Source organism: Aeromicrobium sp. SORGH_AS_0981 (assembly GCF_031453195.1).
In the GTDB taxonomy this organism is placed as follows: domain Bacteria; phylum Actinomycetota; class Actinomycetes; order Propionibacteriales; family Nocardioidaceae; genus Aeromicrobium.
In genome coordinates this window covers 2,199,196-2,218,631 of the sequence record NZ_JAVIZD010000001.1, presented here as the reverse complement: position 1 = coordinate 2,218,631, position 19,436 = coordinate 2,199,196, and the positions used below count along the sequence as shown (strand labels likewise).

The window sequence follows — 19,436 nt, the reverse complement described above, 5'->3', positions numbered from 1 at the left end:
GGTCAGAACAGGCCGGGGCGCTCCAGCGCGAGCAGGGTGCGCTTGCGCTCGACACCGCCCGCGTAGCCGGTGAGCGAGCCGTCGGCGCCGACCACCCGGTGGCAGGGCACGACGACGGGGAGCGGGTTGGCGCCGTTGGCCGCGCCGACCGCGCGCGAGACCACCGGCTCGTAGCCGAGACGTCGCGCCACGTCGGCGTAGCTCGCGGTCTCGCCGTAGGGGATCCGGCGCAGCTCGCCCCACACCTTCTTCTGGAACTCGGTGCCGTCGTTGGCGAGCGGCAGGTCGAAGTCGTGCCGCTCCCCCGCGAAGTAGCCGGCCAGCTGCTCCTCCGCGAGGTCGAGGACGGGGTCGGCGACCCGCCGGCCGACGGGCTCCGCGTCGAACTCGATCCTCGTGAGGAGCCCGGCCGACACGTGCAGCCGCAGGCCTCCGATCGGTGAGTCGATCCATCGGGTGCTCATGCTCTCGATCCTCTCGTGCGCTGCTCGGCCTGGCGGGCGAGGTGCTCGGTCCACAGGTGCATGCCGGCGTAGGAGCGCCAGGGGCTCCAGCGCCGGACGTCGTCGTCCGTCGCGCCGCGGGCGTCGAGGATGCGGCGCAGGACCAGGTCGGTGTCGAGGAGGACGTCGGGGTCGCCGAGCCCGCGCATCCGGACGTAGCCGACCGTCCAGGGTCCGATGCCCGGGAGGGCGAGCAGCGTCCGGCTCGCCTCGTCCCGGTCGACGCCGACGTCGAGCGAGAGGTCGCCTGCCGCGACCGCGTGCGCGAGCCCGACCACGGTGCGTCCGCGTGACCGCGGCATCGGGAGCGTCTCGGGGTCGAGCGCGGCGAGCGCGTCGGCCATCGGGAACGCGTGGGTGAGGCCGTGCTCGTGCGCGAGGCCGAAGGTCACGGGCTCCCCCGCCGTCGCCACGACGCGGCCGAGGACCGTGCGGGCTCCGCTGACGGAGACCTGCTGCCCGACCACGGTGCGCACGGCGGTCTCGACGGCGTCGACCGTCCCCGGCACCCGCAGACCGGGGCGGGACGCGACGAGGTCGGCCAGGTCGACCGCGTGTGGGCCCGGCTCGGCCAGCGCGGTGTCGACGGCCGCGGGGTCGGCGTCGAGGTCGAGGAGGTGACGCAGCCGGGCGACCGCCGCGGTCAGGTCGCGCTGGTCGGCGAGCTCGAGCCGGACGGCGACGTGGTCGTCGTGCAGGACCATCTCGGCAGCACCGTTGCCGTGGGGCAGGGTCAGCACGCGCGCGAACAGTCGCCCCTCGCCCCGCTCGAGGCCGGGCACGGCGTGATCGGCCAGGAAGCCGGCCAGCGCGTCGGCGTGGAACGGCTGGCGGACGGCGAGCCGCAGGTGCAGCGCACCGCCTCCGGACGTGCCCGCCGCGCCGTGGGCACGCAGCTCGGTCGGCGTCCGTGCGAAGGCCCGCCGGAACGCGTCGTTGAACTGACGCACCGACGAGAACCCGGACGCGAACGCGACGTCGGCCATCGACAGGTCCGTCGTCTCGACGAGCACCCGCGCCGTCCGCGTGCGCTGCGACGTCGCGAGCGCGAGCGGGCCGGCGCCGAGCTCCTGGGTGAGCATGCGGGTCACGTGCCGCTCGCTGTAGCCGAGCCGGCTCGCGAGACCGGGCACGCCCTCGCGCTCGACCACGCCGTCGCGCACCAGCCGGACCGCGCGGCCCACGACGTCGGCGCGGACGTCCCACTCCGGCGACCCGGGCGTGCAGTCGGGGCGGCAGCGTCGACAGGCGCGGAAGCCGGCCGCCTCCGCCGACGCGGCGCTGCGGTGGAACTCGACGTTCTCGCGCCGTGGCGTCCGCGCGGGGCACGACGGACGGCAGTAGATGCCGGTCGTGCGGACCGCGGTGAAGAACACCCCGTCGAACCGTTCGTCGCGCGAGCTCACCGCCCGGTACTGCGCCTCGACGTCGTCCACACCCCCATCCTGCCTGGGCGGACCTGAGGTCTCTGGCGGGATTCGGACGTGGCCGTGCAGGGTCAGCGTCCGCGCTTCCTCCGGCGCACCATGACGGCCTTGCCGTCGCGCTTGACCTCGAACAGGTCGATCGCCTCGATCAGGCCGCTGAACTTGGCGTAGCCGTAGTTGCCGGGCTGGATGGACGACTGGTTGCGGATCTGGTCGCTCACCTGCGACAGCTGCGCCCACCCGTCGTCGTCCGCGGCCTCGTCGACCGCGGTGCGCAGCATGCGCACGAGCTGACGGTCGCTCTTGAGGGTGGCGGCGTCGACCCGCTGACCGGGCCGCGTGGTGCGACCGGCCGAGGCCTTCGCGGTGTCGACCGTGGCGCTGCCGGTCTCACCGGTCTCGACGGCGTCCTCGACGTCCTCGACGTCGTCGTCGGTGTCGTCGTCCTCGCGCAGCGTCTCGAGCTTGTAGAACGTCGAGCACGCGTTCTGGAACGCCTTGGGCGCCTTCTCCCCGCCGAACCCGAGCACCTCGGCACCCGACTGGCGCAACCGCATGACGAGGGGCGTGAAGTCGGCGTCGCTCGAGACGATCGCGAAGCCGTCGGCCACCCCGGCGTGCAGGAGGTCCATCGCGTCGATCACCATCGCGATGTCGGACGCGTTCTTGCCCTTCGTGTACGCGAACTGCTGCACCGGCGCGATCGCGAACTCCTGCAGTCGACTCTCCCACCCCTTCAGGTGCGAGTTCTTCCAGTCACCGTAAGCCCGCCGGACGTGCGCGTTCCCCGACTTCGCGACCTGCGACAGGATCGCGCCGATCTTCGAGGCGGGCGCGTTGTCGGCGTCGATGAGCACGGCGATGCGAGCAGGAGGCATGGGTCCACCCTAGGGGCGGCGGGTGAGGCGCTCGACCACCCGTCGGGGGCGCGTCCTGCGGGTGCGTCGGTGCGGGTGCGTCCGTGCGGCTTCTCCGTCGGCTTGCGGCTGCGTCGGCGCGGCTTCGACTCGTCCTGCGCTCCGAAAGGGCCTCGACCGGGCGGCTGGCGGGCGCGCTGGTCTGGGTCCTCGGGCTGTGACCCTCGTGGGACGCACGATTCTGCGTTCGTGCGTCGGGAGCCAGGGCTTCTGCGTTCGCTACGGGATCCCGTGACCAACGCAGAAGCGTTCGGGCTCCAGCTCACGAAGGAAGAATCGTGGGCGCCCTTGGGGGTGGGGTGGGCAGCGCTTCTCCCTTCTCGTGGCACGGTCCACGAGAAGGAAGAAGCACTGCCACCCCCGCCCCCCTCAGCGGTTGATCCACCACCCTTCGAGCCCTGGGAAGGGTGGCAGATCCACCGCCGACATCGATTCGGTGGCAGAACTACCGCTCAGGGGGCAGGAACGCAGAACATTGCGCCCCATGCGGCCCACAGCCCGAGAACCCGAGCCGCCGCCGCTCCCAGCCGCCCGGTCGAGGCCCTTGCGGAGACCACACCCACGCGGAACCGCGCCGGCGCTGCCCCTCTCGAGAGACAAGCCGCGCCGACGCAGCCGAAGGACGAGCGGAAGCACCAGACCCCCCGGCCGAGGGCCAGGGGGTCTGGGGTGGTGCTGGTAGCCCCGACGGGATTCGAACCCGCGCTACCGCCTTGAGAGGGCGGCGTGCTAGGCCGCTACACAACGGGGCCACGGTCCACGAGGGACCATGTGAGCAGACCTCCCACGCCGGGCGTGGAAGGACTGTCTCGTACCCCGTACCGGATTCGAACCGGCGATCTCCGCCTTGAGAGGGCGGCGTCATAACCGCTAGACCAACGGGGCGCGGACCGGGCGCGAGCCCGATCTTCGCTGGGGTACTAGGACTCGAACCTAGAATGGCGGTACCAGAAACCGCTGTGTTGCCAATTACACCATACCCCATGGGGGTATCGGATCCCGCTCTCTCGACCGGTGTCCGAACCAGGGAGAAACCTTACCCGACGTCGTCTCGGACTCTCAAACCGGGTCCCTCGACGACGTCGGCCGGTCTCAGACGACGGCGCGCAGCCGCTCCAGGGTGCGCTTGCGGCCCAGCAGCTCGAGCGACTCGAACAGCGGCGGGGAGATCCGGCTCCCCGTGGCCGCCACGCGCACCGGACCGAACGCGACCCGCGGCTTCAGCCCGAGGTCGTCGATCAGCGCCGCGCGCAGCGCACCCTCGATCGTCGGCGTCGACCACTCCACCGTCGAGCCGATCGACTCCAGCGCCGCGAGCGCGGCCCGGACCACGTCGAGGCCCTTCTCGTCGAGCTGCTTCGCAGCGTCGGCCTCGTCGATCGTGAAGGTGGCGTCGTCGACGAACAGGAAGCGCAGCATCGCCACCGCCTCGGTCAGCAGCGCCATCCGCTCGTGCACGAGCGGCACGGCCGCCGCGAGCATCGCCGCCTCCGACTCCGTCGGCGGGTCCTGCACGAGGCCCTCCGCCACGAAGAACGGCACCAGGCGGGCGCGCAGCTCCTCGTCCGACAGCAGCCGGACGTGGTCGCCGTTGATGGCCTCGCACTTCTTGAGGTCGAACCGCGCCGGGTTCGGGTTGACGCGCGAGATCTCGAACGCCTGCACCATCTCCTCGAGCGTGAAGACGTCCTTCTCGACGCCGTCGACCGCCGGGAGCGACCAGCCGAGCAGCGCCAGGTAGTTCAGCAGGCCCTCCGCGAGGAAGCCCTGGTCGCGGTAGCCCAGCAGGTTCGACTCCGGGTCGCGCTTCGACAGCTTCTTGTTGCCTGCACCCGTCACGTACGGCAGGTGCCCGAAGCGCGGGACCATGCCGTGACCGAGCCCGATCTGCGCGAACGCCTCGTACATCGCGATCTGGCGCGGCGTCGAGCTGAGGATGTCCTCGCCGCGCAGGACGTGCGTGATGCCCATGAGCGCGTCGTCCGTCGGGTTCGTCAGCGTGTACAACGGCTGGCCGTTCGCACGGACGATCACGAAGTCCTGCACGTTGTCGGCGCCGAAGGTGATCGGCCCGCGCACGAGGTCGTCGAACGTCCAGTCCTTGGCCGGCATCTTGAACCGGATCACCGGCTGCCGGCCCTCGGCCTCGTAGGCCGCCTGCTGCTCGGGGGTCAGGTCGCGGTGCAGGCCGTCGTAGCCGCTGGGACGACCCGCCGCGCGGGCCGCATCGCGACGCTGCTCCAGCTCCTCGGCGGTGTCGTACGCCCTGTACGCCAGGCCGGCGTCGAGCAGACGCTGCGCGACGTCGGCGTACACGTCCATCCGCTGGCTCTGGCGGTACGGCCCGTTCGGGCCCCCGACCTCGACGCCCTCGTCCCAGTCGAGACCCAGCCAGCGCATGACGTCGACGAGCAGGTCGTAGGACTCCTCGCTGTCACGGCTCGCGTCGGTGTCCTCGATGCGGAACACGAAGCGACCGCCGCGGTGCCGCGCGTAGGCCCAGCTGAACAGCGCCGTGCGGGCCATGCCGACGTGCGGGTTCCCGGTGGGCGAGGGACAGAACCGGGCCACGACGGGCACGTCGTCGCCGACCGTCGGGATCGATGCTGTGCTGACGTCGGGGCTGACGTCGGGGCTGTCAGTCATGGGAGACCACCTGGTTGGAGAGGGTGCCGATGCCCTCGACGGTCACGCTCACCGTGTCGCCCACCTGGACGGGTCCGACGCCCTCGGGCGTGCCGGTGAGGATGACGTCGCCGGGCAGCAGCGTCATGAAGGAGGAGACGTACGCGACGATGTCGGCCACCGAGAAGACCATGTCGCTCGTGCGACCGTCCTGGCGCAGCTCGCCGCCCACCTCGCACGTGACGCGCAGGTCGGACGGGTCGAGGTTGGTCTCGATCCACGGGCCCAGCGGGCAGAAGGTGTCGAAGCCCTTCGCGCGGGCCCACTGGCCGTCCGTGCGCTGGAGGTCGCGGGCGGTCACGTCGTTCGCGGCGGTGTAGCCGAACACGACCTTCTCGACGTCCTCGACGGGCACGTCCTTGCAGATGCGCCCGATCACCACGGCCAGCTCGGCCTCGTGGTGCACCTCCGAGCTCTGCGCCGGGTACACGATCGGGTCGCCGGGGCCGACGACGCTCGTGTTCGGCTTCAGGAAGACGAGCGGCTCGGCGGGCACCTCCCCACCCATCTCGGCGGCGTGCGCGACGTAGTTCTTGCCCACGCACACGACCTTGCTGCGCGGGATGACGGGCGCGAGCAGCCGCACGTCGTCGACGGCGGATCTTCTGCCCCGTGAGCTCGTAGCCCGCGTACAGCGGATCACCCTTCAGGACGGCGATCGTGGGCGTCCCGTCCTCGTCGCCGACCAGACCGAATCGGGGGTCGTCGTCCCCCGCGAACCTCGCAACACGCATGCCCCGACCCTACCGAGCGGGGACGGCGGCTACTCGACCGGACGGGCCGACTCGATGGTGACCGGCTTAGCGGGGGCGCCGTCCCCCACGCCGCCCTCGGCGCCCACGGAGACGACCTTCTTCAACGCCGTCATCCCCTCGGGCGAGATGGTGCCGAGCAGGGTGTAGTCCGGCGGGAACTGCGAGTCGGCGAAGTTCAGGAAGAACTGCGACCCGTTCGTGTCGGGGCCGGCGTTGGCCATCGCGACGCTGCCTGCCGGGTAGCTCTCGTCGCCGGTGAGCTCGTCGGCGAAGGAGTAGCCCGGGCCACCGCTCCCCGTGCCGGTCGGGTCGCCGCACTGGAGGATGCCGTACGGCACCTGCGCGGGGTCGCTCACGCGGCTGCAGGGTGCGTCGTCGTAGTAGCCCTGCTCGGCGAGCGAGGTGAACGACGTCGCCGCGCAGGGTGCCTTCGTGTTCAGCTCGACCGGCACCTCGGCGCCGTTGATCGTGAGCACCACCGACGTCGCGGGCTTCGCGTCGGCCGCGGGCGGGTCGACCTTCTTGGCCGCCTCTCCCCCACGCACCCAGTCGCACCCGCCCGTCGACGCCGATCCGTCGGCGTCGTCCTTCGAACCCGACGAGTCGTCGCCACCGCAGCCGCTGAGGGCGACGGAGGCGGTCAGGGCGAGCAGGGCGGCAGTTCGACGCAGGCGCATGACGGGATCGTAGAAGACGCGGCTCAGAGTCGGGCGTGCACCGCGCGGAAGCGCTCGACGGACGGGGCGTCCGGGTCGGGCCCGACCTCGACCGCGACCTCCACCAGCCCGGGCGCGAGGTCGGGCGGTGCCGGCGCGTCGTCGACGACGACCAGCAGGCCCGCCTCGGCGACGCAGGGGACGACCTGGGCCGACGTCGACGCGTCGGCCACGACCAGGGCGAACCGTCCGTGCCACGCGTCGGGGACGTCGGCCGCAGCGACGTCGACGACGTGCACGCGCGGCGGGGCGGCGTCGTCGGGGGTGACCGTGTCGAGCACGAACACCTCGTAGCCGAGCGTGGCCAGGTGGATCGCGTCGGCCACCGAGTCCGCCGCGGCGACGAGCGCGGTCAGGCCGTCCCCGGCCACACCGGCCGTGGTGGTCCAGTCGGTCAGCAGACGTCGCGGTGACGCCTTCGGTCCTCGCACAGGGGCTCCTCCTGGTCCGGTCATGCCGATCCGAACCGTCGTTGACGTCGGGCGTACTCCTCGACCGCGGCCCACAGGGCGAGCCGGTCGACGTCGGGCCAGGCGATGTCGGAGAACACCAGCTCGGCGTACGCCGACTGCCACGGCAGGAAGTTGCTCGTGCGCTGCTCGCCCGAGGTGCGCCAGAAGAGGTCGACGTCGGGCAGGTCGGGCTCGTCGAGGTAGCGCGCGAAGGTGCGCTCGGTGACGCGGTCGGGGTCGACCTTGCCGGCCTTGACGTCGCGCGCCAGCGCCGCGGCAGCGTCGGCGATCTCGGCGCGTCCGCCGTAGTTGACGCACATGGTCAGGCTGAGCGTGTCGTTGTGGCGGGTCAGCCGCTCGGCCGTCTCGAGCTCGTTGATCACGCTGCGCCACAGCCGCCGCGGACGCCCGGCCCAGCGCACCCGGACGCCGAGCTCGTGCATCTCGTCGCGCCGACGGTGCACCACGTCGCGGTTGAAGCCCATGAGGAAGCGCACCTCCTCGGGCGAGCGCTTCCAGTTCTCGGTGGAGAACGCGTACACGCTCACCGCCTCGATGCCGAGCTCGATGGCGCCCTTGACGACGTCGAGCAGAGCGAACTCGCCGCGCTTGTGGCCCTCCGTGCGGGGCAGGCCGCGCTCCTTGGCCCAGCGGCCGTTGCCGTCCATGACGACCGCGACGTGCCGAGGCACCTGGTGCGGCTCGAGCTGGGGCCGGCGCGCGCCCGACGGGTGCGGCTCGGGTGCGCGCGGCGCCGGGCGGGCGCTCGGGGGACGGCGGGGTGCGGGGGTCATGGCTCCAGGGCGTTTCTCAGCGGTCGACGTGCCCCATGGAGCGCAGTCCGTGCTCCAGGTGCCACGACAGGTACGCGCTGACGATACCGGCGGCCTCCCGTCGGGTGCGGTCGTCGGCCTGCTCGACGACCGGCCAGTCGCCCGCGAGCAGCGCCGCGAGCAGCGTGAGGGTGACGGCCGGGGGTGCCGACGAGCCCGGAAGCCGGCAGCCGTCGCACAGCACGCCACCGGACGGGACGTGCAGGTTGCGGTGCGGACCCTCCAGCCCGCACCGGGCGCACGCCGAGAAGCTCGGCGCGTAGCCGGCGACCGCCAGCGCACGCAGCTGGTAGGAGTCGAGCAACGTGCTGGGCGGCTGCCGACGTACTGACAGCGCGGCGAGGGCGCCCACGAGCAGCTGGTACTGCTGCACCGCCGGCTCGCCGTCGTGGGGGGTGAGACGCTCGGCGGTCTCGAGGATGGCGGTGCCGGCGGTGTAGGCCGGGTAGTCGAGACCGAGGTCGCGGGCGAACGCGGAGAGGGTGACCACCTGGGTGATGACGTCGAGCGTGCGGCCCTCGGCGAGCTGCAGGTCGACGTGCATGAACGGCTCGAGGCGGCCGCCGAACCGCGACGACGTCTTGCGCACCCCCTTGGCGGCGGCGCGGACCAGCCCGCGCTGACGCGTGAGCAGCGTGATGATCCGGTCGGCCTCGCCCAGCTTGTGGGTGCGGAGCACCACACCTTGGTCGCGGAAGAGGCTCACTCCCCCATTCTGCCGTCCGGCGCCCACGGAACCGGGCCGCCACGAGCCGTCCGTGCCACGATGCAGCCGTGACGTCGCCCGCACCCCTGCCCGCCGCTGCGGCCGTGATCGGCGTCGACGGCTGCCGCGCCGGGTGGGGTGGGCGTGCACTGGTCCGTCGACGGCACGGCTGCCGTGCTCGTCGCCGGCACGATGCTCGAGCTCGTCGGGGGCCTCGTCGCCGCCCACGGGCCGGTCGACGTGGTGGGCGTCGACATCCCTCTGCACCTGCCGACCGACGCACCCCGAGCGGCCGAGCGGGAGGCGCGTCGGCGACTGCCGGGACGTGCGTCGACGGTGTTCGGGTCCCCGTCCTCGGCCGCGATCGACGCGCCCGACTACGCGGCGGCGAACCGGCTCAACCGGGAGGCGATGGGGCTGGGGCTCAGCCGTCAGGCCTTCGGCCTGTTCCCGGCCATCCGCGACGCGCGTGCGTGGCTCGCCGGACGCCCGGAGGTGCGCGTCGAGGAGGTGCACCCGGAGTCGAGCTTCGCCGAGCTCGCGGGCGAGCCGCTGCTGGAGCGCAAGAAGACCGCCGACGGTGCCGCGCGACGGCGGGCGCTGCTCGCCGAGGTCGGGCTCACGCTGCCGCGCGTCGCACCCCGCGGTGCAGGTCTCGACGACCTGCTCGACGCCGGCGCAGCCGCATGGTCGGCGCGGCGGGTCGCGCGGGGCACCGCCGTCCGGCTCCCGGAGGACCCGGCCGACGGCGCCCCGATCTGGGTGTGAGCGCTGCGTCGCTCAGCGTGCGGCGAAGCGTCGGTCGAAGCGGTCCACCTCGGCCCGGTCGGACGTGTCGATGCCGAGCCGGCGCGCAGCACGCTGGACCTGGGGGCTGTCGAGGTCGGGTGCCTGGAACTCCTGCGGCTCGATGCGCCGGTCGGCCGCGGTGTGCCGCCGAGCGCGGTCGGCGAGCACGTCGGCGTCCTGCTCGGCCTGCTCCTCGGTGGCCGCGGTGATGCGCACCGACGTCGAGGCGACCCGGGCACCGACGAGCGGCGCGTAGCCGTCGCGGTGGCCGGCGACGTTCGGGTGGTAGGACTCCTCGACCGGGTTCGACAGGCCGTTGAGCCACTCGGGGTCGTCGCAGACCGCGTGCCCCGTGAACGCCGACGTCGGGTTCGCGAACCGGAACCCCGCGACGGAGGCACGCGCGGCCAGGAGGCTGTTGAGCCGGTCGGCGGTGGCGTTGAGTCGGGTCTGCTCCTCGGGCGAGAACCAGGTGAGCGCGTTGCAGTCCTCCCCCATGAACACCCGCGGGTAGCCGACCACGACCACGTCGGCGGACGGCGCACGCGACCCGATCTGGGCGTAGAGCGACGACAGGGCCGACGGCAGCGTGCCGCTGATGGTGGCCTGCGCCTGGTCGATCGCGGCGTCGCAGTCGCTGGCCCACGCCGGCAGGGCGCACTCGGTGAGGACGTCGGCGAACCCGGCGTCGTTGCCGCCGACGGAGAGGGTGACCTTCTGCGTCGACGTCGACAGCGCGCCGAGCTGGGCGGCGCGGACGTCGGGGATCGTGGCCCCCGAGCAGGCACGCAGGTCGAGCGACCAGCCGCGGGCCGCGGCGACGAGCGCCGGGTAGGACTGCGCCGAGCGTCGGCACTCGGTGCCGTCGTCGAGGTAGGAGCGGGTGCCGAGCCCGGAGGAGTAGGAGTCGCCGAGCGCGACGTACGTGACGGCCTGCGCCGTGGTGGGCGCGACGACGAGACCCAGGGCCAGCACGGGGCCGGCGCACACGGCGGCCAGCCGGACGAGTCGTGGACGTGGAGTGCGGTGCATGATCCCCCCGAATCATGTGACGTGGATGACACGCTCAACCTAGGCCGGGGGTCCGACACCGTCCAGGCCTGCCGGGTGAACACTCCGTGCCCCTGCCGAGCGCCGTGCCCGCGGTGGAGCCGTCGCACGAGGGGCGTAGCCGCGACGGAGCGAGACCACCCGGCAACGGACCAGCGTCGGCTGGCTCCCAGCGACAACCCAGAGTGGTCTCGATACGCACCGACGACGCTCGTCCCTCGCGCGCCCGCGCTACTCGACCAGCGAACCCTTCCGCTGGTCGAGTAGCAGGGACGAGCTTGCGAAGTCCCTGCGTATCGAGACCACCCGGCAACGGACCAGCTCCCCAGCGGAAGCCCAGAGTGGTCTCGATACGCACCGGCGACGCTCGTCCCTCGCGCGCCCGCGCTACTCGACCAGCGAACCCTTCCGCTGGTCGAGTAGCGGCGACGGCGAGCGCCAGCGAGCACGTCGGCGCGTATCGAGACCACCCGGCAACGGCCCAGCGCGGACCAGCTCCCCAGCGGAAGCCCAGAGTGGTCTCGATACGCACCGGCAACGCTCGTCCCTCGCGCGCCCGCGCTACTCGACCAGCGAACCCTTCCCCTGGTCGAGTAGCAGGGACGAGCTTGCGAAGTCCCTGCGTACCGAGACCACCCGGCAACGGCCCAGCGCGGACCAGCTCCCCAGCGGAAGCCCAGAGTGGTCTCGATACGTCTCCGCCAGCTCCTTCGTCGCAGCGTCGACTACTCGACCAGCGACACCCACCGCTGGTCGAGTAGCAGCACGCGCGACGAAGGAGCGTAGTGCCCGCGGTGGAACCGTCGCAGTGGGGCGTAGCCGCGACGGAGCGAGACCACCAGGCAACAGCCCAGCGTCGGCTGGCTCCCAGCGACGGCTCAGAGTGGTCTCGATACGTCGGCCCCAGGCTCGTGCCTCGCCGGACCCGACTACTCGACCAGCAACACCCTCCGATGGTCGGGCTGCGGGTCGAGGTCAGCCGGCGGCCTGCTGGAGGTCGCACTCGGCCATCAGTCGCTCCTCGACGGCGACGAGGGCGTCACGGTCGTCCTGCGTCGTCACCGGGCGGTCGGCGCGGTCGACCAGGCCGAGGAGCGCGGTGTCGGAGAGGTCGGACTCCACGAACACCCGGGCGGAGCAGTCGGCGTTCTCGGCCTCGATGCTCGAGATCCGCCCGTCCCGGATCGCGTCCGCGACGTCCTCGACGCTCGGTCGGACGCCGCCGCCGCAGGCCGACGCGGCGAGCAGGGTGAAGGCCAGGAGCGCCAGGGGCGCGGTGGGTCGGTGCACGGGTCCTCCGATCGGCTCGCTCGCATCCTAGGGACGAGCGGCCGGAGGCGGCAACGGTCGAGTCAGCGCGGGGGGAAGCGGTACACCTCGCCCGCGCGCTCGGCCTCGTAGAGGGCGTAGGGGTCGTGGAGGGTGCGACCGAGCGCCTCCTGCATCCAGGCGGCGTCGCGCGACGACGCGCGCTGCCGGGCGTCGGCCGTGCCGTCACTGGTGAGGTTCGAGGCGAAGATGCCCGCCGCCGACTTCGGCAGGAAGTCCTCGTAGACGATCGGCTGCAGCCGACCCTGGTCGTCGCGTCGGTAATAGGCGAGTCCCTGCGCGTGCAGCTCCTCCTCGGTGCGGGGGAAGGCGCGCAAGCCCCGACCGTCGTAGAGGTCGCGGCCCGCGGGCGTCAGCGCGACGCCCCGCGCCTCCACCTCCCCGAACCGCACCCGCAGGTGCGCGTCGACGACCGAGCCGTCGGGCTCGCGGAAGCGACGCGGCTCGGCCAGCGCACGGAACGACGTCTGACGCAGCAGCACGTCGACGCCCTCCCCCGGCTCGACCCGCGGCGGACCCTGGATGCGGTCGATCATCTCGATGCCCAGCTCGCCCATCCGGGCGTAGAGCGCGTCGATGTCGAGCACGCGGGGCGTGAGGTGGTTGATGTGCGTGGAGCCGACGCCGCCGATGTCGGCGGCCACGCTCGAGATCGCCTCGAGGTGCTCGTACCACACCCGGTCGACGGGCTCGTCGGACAGCGCGAACGACGCGGTCGCGAGCTCCAGGAACCGGTCGGCCTGCTCGTGCGTCAGCTCGCCCTCGGACCCCATGAGGTCGGCGAGCTGCAGCAGCTCCGCCGGGAAGAGCGTGCGGGCGTCGAGGAACTCGCGCAGCCGCGCCTCGGTGCGCTCGTCGAAGAAGCGCCGGTCGTCGACGACGAGCACCGACGTGAAGACGCGGAACGGGTTCTCGGCCAGCTCGCCGCCCGCGAGGGGGCGGAACGCGGTGCTGACCACGGGGATGGGCGGGGTCGCCTCACGCAGGTCGTAGAACCCGACGGGGTGCATGCCGCAGGCGCCGAAGATCCGCGCGACCTGCGCGAGCTCCGCCTCGGTGCCGACCCGGATGGCACCGTGCCGCTCGGCCGTGACGCGACGGATCGAGCCGAGCCGTTCGGCGTCGCCGCCGCGGCGGGCGAGCACGTCGGCGTTGACGCGCTCGCACGCCTCGACGAGCGTCGTGTACGCCGGCACCTCGGAGCCGTAGAGCTCGGAGAGGTTCGTCGCCAGGTCGGCACGCAGGTGCGTGGGCGAGACCGGCCAGCGGTGGCCGCCCTCGGCCTCGACGCGCTCCGACAGCCGCAGGTAGCGGAAGCGGCTCACACGAACTCCACGCCCTGGGCCAGCGGCAGCTCGGTGGAGTAGTTGACCGTGTTCGTCGCACGGCGCATGTAGGCGCGCCACGCGTCGGAGCCCGACTCGCGGCCGCCGCCGGTGTCCTTCTCGCCGCCGAACGCGCCGCCGATCTCGGCGCCCGAGGGCCCGATGTTGACGTTGGCGATGCCACAGTCGGAGCCGACCGCCGACACGAACGTCTCGGCCTCGCGCACGTCGAGCGTGAAGATCGAGGACGACAGACCCTGGGCGACGTCGTTGTGCAGCGTGAGCGCCTCCTCGAACGAGGAGTAGGTGAGCACGTAGAGGATGGGCGCGAACGTCTCCTCCTTCACGACGTCGGTCTGGCCGGGCATGTCGACGATCGCGGGCTGCACGTAGTAGCCGCCGCCGGTCGCGTCGCTGGCGGCGACGTCCTGCGCGCCGCCCGTGACGAGGGTGCCGCCGTCGGCCTGGGCACGGCTGATCGCGTCGCCGAACGCGCGGAACGACGCCTCGTCGACCAGCGGGCCGACGAGCGTGGTCGGCTCCAGCGGCGAGCCGACGGGCAGCGTCGCGTACGCCTTGGCGAGGCGCTCGACGAGCTCGTCCTTGATGCTCTCGTGCACGATGATCCGGCGCAGCGACGTGCAGCGCTGGCCGGCCGTGCCGACGGCGGAGAAGACGATGCCTCTCACGGCGAGGTCGAGGTCGGCGCTGGGCGCGACGACGGCGGCGTTGTTGCCGCCGAGCTCGAGCAGCGACCGGCCGAGACGGGCGGCCACGCGCGGCGCGACCTCCTTGCCCATGCGGGTGGAGCCGGTGGCCGAGACGAGCGGGACCCGCGGGTCGTCGACGAGCGCCTCGCCGACCTCACGGGCGCCGAGCACGACCTGCGACAGGTGCTCTGGCGCGCCCGTGCGACGGGCCGCCTCGGTGGCCAGCGCCTGGCACGCGAGGGCGGTCAGCATCGTCTTCTCCGACGGCTTCCAGACGACGGCGTCGCCGCAGACGAACGCGAGCGCCGCGTTCCACGACCACACCGCGACCGGGAAGTTGAAGGCGCTGATGACGCCGACGACGCCCAGCGGGTGCCACTGCTCCATCATCCGGTGGCCGGGGCGCTCGGTGGCGATCGTCAGCCCGTGCAGCTGGCGGGAGAGGCCGACCGCGAGGTCGCAGATGTCGATCATCTCCTGCACCTCGCCGAGGCCCTCGCTGAGGATCTTCCCGGCCTCGATGCTGACGAGCGCGCCGAGGTCGTCCTTGTGCTCGCGGAGCAGCTCGCCGAGCTCGCGCACGAACTGGCCGCGCACCGGCGCCGGGACGCTCCGCCACTGCAGGAAGGCCTCGTGCGCGCGGCCCACCGCGTCGCTGACGTCGGCGGCAGAGTGCGACGCGAGCCGGCCGATCTCGTGGCCGTCGATCGGCGACGTCGCGGGCAGGTCGCGCTGCGCCCCGTCGGGCAGGGTGTCGAAGGGGTTGCCGGCGCCGAGGCGCTGCAGGATGTCGAGGGCGCGGGTCGTGACGTCGCTCATGCGGGAGAGACCTTTCCGTGGGAGGCGAACAGCTGTCCGGAGGTGGTGGCGAAGAGGTCGTCGAGGCGGATGTCCTCCTGCGCGACGAAGCCCGCGTGCGGCAGCCCGCCGTCGGCGACGAGCTCGACCACGGACACGGCCGAGGCGGCGGTGGTCCAGCTGATGGCGCGCCAGGTGCGGCCCTCGATCTCGATCGGCAGGTAGCCGCGCACGTAGTTCTCGCGGAACGGCTGGCCGGCCTTCGTGCCCTCGACGGCGGCGTGCAGGTAGACGATGTCGTCGTTCACGGGCGGCTTGGCGTCGACGAGGATCCGGCCGACCTCCTCGCGACGCTCGCGCAGGTTGAGCTCGTCGAACAGGAAGTGCATCTGCTCGAAGTGGCCCGGGTACCGCAGGGTCTTGTAGTCGAGCCGGCTCACGCGACCCTCGTACGTCTGGCACATCGTGCCGAGACCGCCGGAGGTCAGGGCGGCCTCGAGCTCGATGCCGCCGATGAAGACCCGCTCCTTCTCGGTCATGGCCGGCACCATCTGGCGACGGCCGGAGCGCAGGACCTCGCAGTCGTTGAGGTACTCGTTGACGACGCCCTCGGCCGACCAGTTGAACGCGTAGCCGAGCAGGCCGGTCGGGTTCTGCGGGAGCGCGCCGACCTTGAGCTCGATGTTGCGGATCTGCTCGAAGCCCTGGGCGAGCGACGCCCCGACGATGCCGATGAGCCCGGGCGCCAGGCCGCACTGCGGCACGAACGCCGACTCCGGCCGCTGCCGGCTCAGCTCCACGACGCGGTTCGTCGTCGGGACGTCCTCGGTGAGGTCGAAGTAGTGCGTGCCGGTGTCGTACGCGGCCTCGGCGACGGCGATGTTCAGGTGGTAGGGCAGGCACGACACGACGGCGTCGACGTCGGTGAGCGCCTTGCGGACCGCGGTCGCGTCGGCGACGTCGACCACGTGCGCGGCGAAGTGGAGGTCGTCGCGGGGGGTGGCGTCGTAGCCGACGACGTCGAACTGTGCGCGGACGAGCAGGTCGGCCACCAGCTCGCCGACCTTCCCCAGACCGAACACCGCCACGGTGTTGAGCGAACGGGACACGGGACCTCCTGTGGCCGGCGACGGATCACGTCGCGTGGGTGCGACGTCGAGGGGTGCTCGACGTCACACGATGCTAGCCAGCAGGAGGCCCCATGTCTGTACCGGCTGGACGGTCCAGCGATGACGATCCGGTGAAGTTCCTCGGACCGACCATCCTCCCCCGCCGAGCGTGACGTTCGCGGGCCGGCTCGGGTCGCGACGACACCGAAACGTCACACTCAGCGGGGAGGGGGCAGGGCCTGGCGGGGGTGCCGGGCCGTGGGCGGCGAAGGGGCAGCGCCCGGCGGGGGTGCCGGGCCGTGGGCGGCGGACCAGATCCGTCTAGACGGCGGGGATGGTCTGGGCCGCGGCGCGGTTGGCGGCGGAGACGACGGCCCGCAGCGAGGCGGTGACGATGTTGGCGTGGATGCCCACGCCCCACACGATCTCGCCGGCGATCTCCGCCTCGACGTACGCCGCGGCGAGCGCGTCGCCGCCGGCCGAGAGCGCGTGCTCGGTGTAGTCGAGCACCCGGATGTCGGCGCCGGCCTGGCGCATCCCGTCGACGAAGGCGTCGACGGGACCGTTGCCCTCGCCCTTGAAGGAGCGCTCCTCGCCGCGGACGACGAGGTCGACGACCTGCTGGTCGTGGCCGTCGGACGACGTCGTGGAGGTGAAGGTCACGAGGGAGTAGGGCTCCTCGCGCTCCAGGTACTCCTGGCTGAACGCCGTCCAGATGCCGTCGGCGGAGATCTCGCCCGCCTCGCCCTCGGTGAGGCCCTGCACGACCCGGCTGAACTCGATCTGCAGGCGACGCGGCAGGTCGAGCTGGTGCTCGGTCTTCAGCAGGTAGGAGACGCCGCCCTTGCCGGACTGGCTGTTGACGCGGATGACCGCCTCGTAGGTGCGGCCCACGTCGTGCGGGTCGATGGGCAGGTAGGGCGCCTCCCACGGCACCTCGGACACGTCGACGCCCTGCTCGGCGGCGATCCGGTCGAGGTCCTCCAGGCCCTTCTTGATGGCGTCCTGGTGGGAGCCGGAGAACGCGGTGTAGACGAGGTCGCCCGCGTACGGGTGGCGCGGGTGCACCGGCAGGCTCGTGCAGTACTCGACCGTGCGGCGCACCTCGTCGATGCCGACGCCGCCGGCGGTGAAGTCGACCTGCGGGTCGATGCCCTGGCTGAACAGGTTCATGCCGACGGTGACGAGGTCGACGTTGCCGGTGCGCTCGCCGTGCCCGAACAGGCAGCCCTCGACCCGGTCCGCGCCGGCCATCAGGGCCAGCTCGGTGGCGGCGACGGCCGTGCCGCGGTCGTTGTGCGGGTGCAGGCTGATCGCGACGTTCTCGCGGTGCTCGACGTGGCGACCGAACCACTCGATCTGGTCGGCGTAGGTGTTCGGCGTGGCCATCTCGACCGTGGCGGGCAGGTTGAGGATGATCTCGCGGCCGTCCTCGGGCTGCCAGACGTCCATGACCGCGTTGCAGACCTCGACGCTGAACTCCAGCTCGGCGCCCGTGAAGATCTCGGGGCTGTACTGGTAGCCGAACGCGGTGCCGGGCATGTTCTGCTCGGCGTGCTTCATGACCAGCTCGGTGCCGCGGGTGGCGATGGCGCGCACCTCGTCCTTCGAGGCGTGGAAGACGACGCGACGGAACAGCGGCGCGACGGCGTTGTAGAGGTGGATGTTGGCGCGCCGGGCGCCGGTCAGCGCCTGCGTGGTCCGCTCGATGAGGTCCTCGCGGGCCTGGGTCAGGACCGAGATCGTGACGTCGTCGGGGATGACGTCCTCCTCGATCAGCGAGCGCACGAACGCGAAGTCGGTCTCGCTGGCCGACGGGAACCCGACCTCGATCTCCTGGTAGCCCATGCGCACGAGCAGCTCGAACATGCGGCGCTTGCGCACCGGGGTCATGGGGTCGATGAGGGCCTGGTTGCCGTCGCGCAGGTCGGTGGACAACCAGCGCGGGGCCTTCGTGATGGTCTGGGACGGCCAGGTGCGGTCGGGCAGGTCGATGGGCGCGAACGGGCGGTAGCGGCCGAACGGCATCGGCGACGCCTTCTGCGGCGAGACGACGTTGCTGGGCAGTCCGGTGCGGTGCGTGGTCATGTCGGTGTCTTCCTCGGGGTGCTCGTCAGGTCGTTGCGGTCGGTGCATGACGAACTCCGCGCCGAGGGGCCCGACCTAGTGGACCTCGACGCGGCAGAGAAGGAGTCGGCTCGCGTACATCGCGGCCAGCCTACCCCACGGTCCTCGGGGACCACCACGCTGCAGCGGTGGGCGGGCTCGGACAGACTGGGGTCATGAGCAGCGACACCAGCAGCGAGGACCAGTCCACGGCGGGCTCCTACGTCACGAGCGGCCAGGAGTTCGACCGCGACATGAACTACATCCCCGACCGCATCACGCGGCAGGGAGGCGCCCCGGTCGACGACCGTGCGGGCACCGGCAAGCCGCCCGTGGAGGACGCGCCGACCTGGCCCGTCGAGGCCGGCCGCTACCGCCTGGTCGCCGCGCTCGCGTGCCCCTGGGCGACGCGCACGGTCATCGTGCGCCGCCTCCTCGGGCTGGAGGACGCGCTGTCGCTCGGGCTCGCCGGACCCACGCACGACAAGCGCAGCTGGACGTTCGACCTCGACCCCGACGGGGTCGACCCGGTGCTCGGGATCCCGCGCCTGCAGGACGCGTACTTCGCGCGCTACCCCGACTACCCACGCGGCATCACCGTGCCCGCCGTCGTCGAGGTCGAGAGCGGCAAGGTCGTCACGAACGACTTCCCGTGGATCACGCACGACTTCTTCTTCGAGTGGACCGACCACCACCGCGAGGGTGCGCCCGACCTCTGGCCCGACGCCACGCGCGATGAGATGGAGGAGGTCATGCACCGGGTGTTCACCGAGGTGAACAACGGGGTGTACCGCTGCGGCTTCGCCGGCTCGCAGGAGGCCTACGACTCCGCGTACGACCGGCTGTGGACCGCGCTCGACTGGCTCGAGGAGCGGCTGACGACGCGGCGCTACCTCATGGGCGACAGCATCACCGAGGCCGACGTGCGGCTCTTCACGACGCTGGCGCGGTTCGACCCGGTCTACCACGGGCACTTCAAGGCCAACCGCCAGACGCTGGCGACGATGCCGGCGCTGTGGGGGTACGCGCGCGACCTCTACCAGACGCCCGGCTTCGGCGACGCGACCGACTTCGAGCAGATCAAGCAGCACTACTACGTCGTGCAGACCGACATCAATCCCACGAGCGTCGTCCCGAAGGGTCCCGACCTCTCCGGCTGGACGACGGCGCACCACCGCGAGGAGCTCGGCGGGTCGCCGTTCGGCGACGGCACGCCACCCAGCTGA

The 19,436-nt window shown here is 72.2% G+C and carries 17 protein-coding genes, 3 tRNA genes and 1 pseudogene; 2 read left to right on the top strand and 19 right to left on the bottom strand.

The window, feature by feature from the left end; translation table 11 throughout:
- Positions 1-2: 2 nt before the first annotated feature.
- The 13 genes and pseudogenes from QE370_RS11190 to recO all read right to left on the bottom strand — a co-directional run bounded on the left by QE370_RS11190 (position 3) and on the right by recO (position 8,994).
- Positions 3-464 carry a methylated-DNA--[protein]-cysteine S-methyltransferase gene (locus tag QE370_RS11190; RefSeq protein WP_253024246.1) on the bottom strand — a complete coding sequence of 154 codons (462 nt, stop codon included), beginning with the start codon at positions 462-464 and terminating at the stop codon, positions 3-5.
- Positions 461-1,939, bottom strand: a complete 1,479-nt coding sequence (locus tag QE370_RS11185; protein ID WP_309634398.1) for an Ada metal-binding domain-containing protein — start codon at positions 1,937-1,939, stop codon at positions 461-463. The genes QE370_RS11190 and QE370_RS11185 overlap by 4 nt, the downstream gene beginning before the upstream one ends.
- A gap of 62 nt (positions 1,940-2,001) precedes the next feature.
- Positions 2,002-2,808, bottom strand: coding sequence for an NYN domain-containing protein (locus tag QE370_RS11180; RefSeq protein WP_309634397.1), 807 nt, complete (start codon positions 2,806-2,808; stop codon positions 2,002-2,004).
- A gap of 715 nt (positions 2,809-3,523) precedes the next feature.
- Positions 3,524-3,599 (bottom strand) — tRNA-Glu (locus QE370_RS11175).
- Between the two features lie 60 nt (positions 3,600-3,659).
- Positions 3,660-3,732: transfer RNA gene (locus tag QE370_RS11170), tRNA-Glu, on the bottom strand.
- 27 nt (positions 3,733-3,759) lie between these two features.
- Positions 3,760-3,831: transfer RNA gene (locus QE370_RS11165), tRNA-Gln, on the bottom strand.
- Positions 3,832-3,939: 108 nt separating this feature from the next.
- Positions 3,940-5,493 (bottom strand): glutamate--tRNA ligase, encoded by a 1,554-nt coding sequence (gene gltX / locus QE370_RS11160; RefSeq protein ID WP_309634396.1) that lies wholly within the window; start codon positions 5,491-5,493, stop codon positions 3,940-3,942.
- Positions 5,486-6,118 (bottom strand): fumarylacetoacetate hydrolase family protein, encoded by a 633-nt coding sequence (locus QE370_RS11155; RefSeq protein ID WP_309634395.1) that lies wholly within the window; start codon positions 6,116-6,118, stop codon positions 5,486-5,488. Before QE370_RS11155 ends, gltX begins: the two co-directional genes overlap by 8 nt.
- Before the next feature lie 70 nt (positions 6,119-6,188).
- Positions 6,189-6,266 (bottom strand): annotated as a pseudogene (locus QE370_RS11150) (Rv2993c-like domain-containing protein); the annotation flags it as partial.
- 29 nt (positions 6,267-6,295) lie between these two features.
- Entirely contained in the window at positions 6,296-6,964 is a 669-nt protein-coding gene (locus QE370_RS11145; protein ID WP_253024254.1) for a peptidylprolyl isomerase, read from the bottom strand.
- A gap of 23 nt (positions 6,965-6,987) precedes the next feature.
- Positions 6,988-7,434, bottom strand: coding sequence for a hypothetical protein (locus QE370_RS11140; protein ID WP_309634394.1), 447 nt, complete (start codon positions 7,432-7,434; stop codon positions 6,988-6,990).
- A 20-nt stretch (positions 7,435-7,454) separates the two neighbouring features.
- Entirely contained in the window at positions 7,455-8,249 is a 795-nt protein-coding gene (locus QE370_RS11135; protein WP_309634393.1) for an isoprenyl transferase, read from the bottom strand.
- A gap of 16 nt (positions 8,250-8,265) precedes the next feature.
- Complete coding sequence (gene recO / locus QE370_RS11130; RefSeq protein WP_309634392.1) at positions 8,266-8,994, bottom strand: DNA repair protein RecO; 729 nt, start codon at positions 8,992-8,994, stop codon at positions 8,266-8,268.
- 138 nt (positions 8,995-9,132) lie between these two features.
- Here recO and QE370_RS11125 point away from each other — a divergent pair, with 138 nt between their 5' ends.
- A complete protein-coding gene (locus QE370_RS11125; protein ID WP_396127820.1) occupies positions 9,133-9,762 on the top strand; it encodes a DUF429 domain-containing protein in 630 nt (209 codons plus the stop codon).
- Between the two features lie 12 nt (positions 9,763-9,774).
- On the opposite strand, the gene QE370_RS11120 is transcribed toward QE370_RS11125, so the two are convergent.
- The 6 genes from QE370_RS11120 to leuA form a co-directional block, all read right to left on the bottom strand.
- Positions 9,775-10,815 carry an SGNH/GDSL hydrolase family protein gene (locus QE370_RS11120; protein ID WP_309634391.1) on the bottom strand — a complete coding sequence of 347 codons (1,041 nt, stop codon included), beginning with the start codon at positions 10,813-10,815 and terminating at the stop codon, positions 9,775-9,777.
- A gap of 993 nt (positions 10,816-11,808) precedes the next feature.
- Complete coding sequence (locus QE370_RS11115) at positions 11,809-12,123, bottom strand: hypothetical protein (RefSeq protein ID WP_309634390.1); 315 nt, start codon at positions 12,121-12,123, stop codon at positions 11,809-11,811.
- Positions 12,124-12,185: 62 nt separating this feature from the next.
- Positions 12,186-13,487, bottom strand: a complete 1,302-nt coding sequence (locus tag QE370_RS11110) for a VOC family protein (RefSeq protein ID WP_309634389.1) — start codon at positions 13,485-13,487, stop codon at positions 12,186-12,188.
- Positions 13,484-15,016, bottom strand: coding sequence for an aldehyde dehydrogenase family protein (locus QE370_RS11105; RefSeq protein WP_309634388.1), 1,533 nt, complete (start codon positions 15,014-15,016; stop codon positions 13,484-13,486). Before QE370_RS11105 ends, QE370_RS11110 begins: the two co-directional genes overlap by 4 nt.
- On the bottom strand, positions 15,013-16,104 hold the full coding sequence (locus tag QE370_RS11100; protein ID WP_253024264.1) for a saccharopine dehydrogenase C-terminal domain-containing protein: 1,092 nt from the start codon (positions 16,102-16,104) through the stop codon (positions 15,013-15,015). Before QE370_RS11100 ends, QE370_RS11105 begins: the two co-directional genes overlap by 4 nt.
- 321 nt (positions 16,105-16,425) lie before the next feature.
- Complete coding sequence (gene leuA, locus QE370_RS11095) at positions 16,426-18,192, bottom strand: 2-isopropylmalate synthase (RefSeq protein WP_253024266.1); 1,767 nt, start codon at positions 18,190-18,192, stop codon at positions 16,426-16,428.
- Between the two features lie 194 nt (positions 18,193-18,386).
- Here leuA and QE370_RS11090 point away from each other — a divergent pair, with 194 nt between their 5' ends.
- On the top strand, positions 18,387-19,436 hold the full coding sequence (locus QE370_RS11090; RefSeq protein ID WP_309634387.1) for a glutathione S-transferase C-terminal domain-containing protein: 1,050 nt from the start codon (positions 18,387-18,389) through the stop codon (positions 19,434-19,436).

Excerpts from the sequence above, each read along its gene's own strand:
- QE370_RS11120 (WP_309634391.1), bottom strand. The coding sequence starts at position 10,815 with ATGCACCGCACTCCACGTCCACGACTCGTCCGGCTGGCCGCCGTGTGC.
- QE370_RS11135 (WP_309634393.1), bottom strand. The coding sequence starts at position 8,249 with ATGACCCCCGCACCCCGCCGTCCCCCGAGCGCCCGCCCGGCGCCGCGC.
- QE370_RS11105 (WP_309634388.1), bottom strand. The coding sequence starts at position 15,016 with ATGAGCGACGTCACGACCCGCGCCCTCGACATCCTGCAGCGCCTCGGC.
- QE370_RS11145 (WP_253024254.1), bottom strand. The coding sequence starts at position 6,964 with ATGCGCCTGCGTCGAACTGCCGCCCTGCTCGCCCTGACCGCCTCCGTC.
- QE370_RS11190 (WP_253024246.1), bottom strand. The coding sequence starts at position 464 with ATGAGCACCCGATGGATCGACTCACCGATCGGAGGCCTGCGGCTGCAC.
- QE370_RS11180 (WP_309634397.1), bottom strand. The coding sequence starts at position 2,808 with ATGCCTCCTGCTCGCATCGCCGTGCTCATCGACGCCGACAACGCGCCC.
- leuA (WP_253024266.1), bottom strand. The coding sequence starts at position 18,192 with ATGACCACGCACCGCACCGGACTGCCCAGCAACGTCGTCTCGCCGCAG.
- QE370_RS11090 (WP_309634387.1), top strand. The coding sequence starts at position 18,387 with ATGAGCAGCGACACCAGCAGCGAGGACCAGTCCACGGCGGGCTCCTAC.
- gltX (WP_309634396.1), bottom strand. The coding sequence starts at position 5,493 with ATGACTGACAGCCCCGACGTCAGCCCCGACGTCAGCACAGCATCGATC.